This window comes from Streptococcus sp. GMD1S (assembly GCF_000296875.1).
Lineage (GTDB): Bacteria > Bacillota > Bacilli > Lactobacillales > Streptococcaceae > Streptococcus.
Genome location: NZ_AJQY01000354.1, coordinates 1 through 2,101, shown reverse-complemented (window position 1 = coordinate 2,101; position 2,101 = coordinate 1). Strand labels below are relative to the sequence as shown.

Genomic DNA, 2,101 nt, shown 5'->3' with positions numbered 1-2,101 from the left:
GAGGTCTTCAATCAGACAGATATTGGTTAAAATAGTTGCTTGGGCACGGGACATAGCTTTGCTCGCTTTCTAAATATTTAAATATAGAAATCAATTATTTCTATATCATCAAAAGTGTCATAATCTAAGTCATAAATAAATGATATCTCAAAAGTACCATCTATTTCCGATGACTCATATTCAAATTCTGGATCTTCAGGTTCTTCGTAGAAAGGATTCTTGGTAACAATATTAAAGTCTATATTCACATCAATGCTTGCTATACACTTAATTTCATAAAAGTCATCTTCAAACGTGTATTTTTCAATCTCCACTTCTGTAATAGTTACGTATTCAAATTCTCCCCAACCTAAATCACCATACTTATTTTCAAAATCCATGTTTGGAAGTTCTGTTTTTAAGTATTCCTCTATTACATCACTAATTTCATAATCATTTTCTACAATTTTTAATAATTCAGAAATATCTGTGACTTTTCGCCTTTTAATTACGGAGGGTCTATTGTTTACTGATTGAGAAGATGCTCTCACAAAAGGTTTTACTACATCGTCGTTATTTAAAGAAGTAGATACTATTTTAGCAAAATCGAGTAATGTATCACTAATAGATTTAAATACTCGAGATGGTACTTCCTCTTGTGAGAAGTGTTTCATGAATTCCAGTTCATCCATTAAATAAAAATCTGCCCCAGTCTCATTTTTCATTTCCTCTATAAGTTCAATTCTTGGACCGATAATCTGATATTTCTCCTTACCATTTCCATCTTTTCCAACACAAACTTTATGGTTTAAATCGGTTTTACTATCCCGTTTACCATCAGAGGTCACAAAAATTACATTTTTGATTTTATCTTCCTTTGCTTTGATAATTATATCCTTCCAAATAATTAAATCTCCAAACTTCTGTTGGTACTTTATACCATTATAACTTCTTGATAATTTTTTATTAGCATCATTAAAACCAGGTGGTATCTCATTTTTATATCTTTCATCTCCTTCCTTTTCAATATTTATAATCGTATTTTGTTCATATCGCTCTCCTGTTTTACTTTGTATAATTTCAACCAATGCATTAAAAATATTAGTTTGGTTCTTACTTATTGAGGAAATCTTCTCAACTAATTTATTTTCTATATCAAGTTCTTTTGAGTTCAGTAAATCTGACAAATAAGTGATCAATTCTTTATTATCTTTATCATTTCTATACGAAAGACCTGAAAATAGTGTTTTTGCTGCTTCCGACTTCACTTTATTCCAATTCTTGCTAAAATTATTTTTAAATTTTGTTACGTTGACTTCATTTAATAATAACGCTTCAGATTTATGAAAGTGAAATTCTAAAGCTACAAGATATGGAATATAAATTTTATCTTGAATACTTTGAATTATCTCAAAATATTCTTTTGATGCTTCTGGTGTAAATCTAAATACATTAAGCAATGAGTTGGTATCAAACACAATAATTGTATTCTCACTTGTCATATTTTCTTTATTAAATGGTTCTCTGTAAAAACCATAAAATTCTTCTTTATAGTTCATCTTTTTCCTTTCTTTCCTACCCCAACGTTCTCACTTTGAGCATCATATCACGGATCTGAGCTGCTAGTTCAAAGTCAAGTACTTCGACGGCTTCTTGCATTTGTTTTTCGAGTTTTTTGACGAGTTCTTTGCGTTCTTGTTTATTGAGGCTATTGATATCGACTTCCTTGTCCTCTTCCTTGGCAACTGCCTTGGTTACAGCGATTAGATCACGGATTTCTTTTGAATTTTCCGACGGCGGACCGTTTCATCGATGGCACTTTGCATAGACTGAGTCATCGTGTCCGCATTCATGATAACATGTCCTTCGCTATTACGGGCCGCACGACCAATGGTCTGGATGAGACCGCGTTCGTTACGAAGGAAACTTTCCTTGTCAGCATCTAGAATAGCACCAATCTCACTTCGGGAACGTCAATCCCTTCACGGAGCAGGTTAATACCGACCAGTTGGGGATTCTGAATCGTTAGACCAGTTTCTTCATAAATCTCACGAATGACAGACTCAGCAAAGGCCTCGCCATTCTCAACATGTCCTCCTGGAAAGGCATAGCCAGACCAGCG

General features: G+C 33.4%; 3 protein-coding genes and 1 pseudogene. All 4 read right to left on the bottom strand.

Annotation, left to right across the window (positions count from 1 at the left end; genetic code table 11):
* Nucleotides 1-77: 77 nt before the first annotated feature.
* Nucleotides 78-1,538 (bottom strand): PIN-like domain-containing protein, encoded by a 1,461-nt coding sequence (locus tag GMD1S_RS10230; RefSeq protein ID WP_001106842.1) that lies wholly within the window; start codon nucleotides 1,536-1,538, stop codon nucleotides 78-80.
* A gap of 16 nt (nucleotides 1,539-1,554) precedes the next feature.
* Nucleotides 1,555-1,638, bottom strand: coding sequence for a UvrB/UvrC motif-containing protein (locus GMD1S_RS12640; protein ID WP_008282823.1), 84 nt, complete (start codon nucleotides 1,636-1,638; stop codon nucleotides 1,555-1,557).
* A 104-nt stretch (nucleotides 1,639-1,742) separates the two neighbouring features.
* A complete protein-coding gene (locus GMD1S_RS12635) occupies nucleotides 1,743-1,832 on the bottom strand; it encodes a hypothetical protein (RefSeq protein ID WP_008282822.1) in 90 nt (29 codons plus the stop codon).
* A 143-nt stretch (nucleotides 1,833-1,975) separates the two neighbouring features.
* Nucleotides 1,976-2,101: pseudogene (locus GMD1S_RS12630) on the bottom strand (NUDIX domain-containing protein); the annotation flags it as partial.

Bases quoted from the DNA above. Each gene is read 5' to 3' on its own strand.
- GMD1S_RS10230 (WP_001106842.1), bottom strand. From the start codon at position 1,538: ATGAACTATAAAGAAGAATTTTATGGTTTTTACAGAGAACCATTTAAT.
- GMD1S_RS12640 (WP_008282823.1), bottom strand. From the start codon at position 1,638: ATGCAAGAAGCCGTCGAAGTACTTGACTTTGAACTAGCAGCTCAGATC.
- GMD1S_RS12635 (WP_008282822.1), bottom strand. From the start codon at position 1,832: ATGAATGCGGACACGATGACTCAGTCTATGCAAAGTGCCATCGATGAA.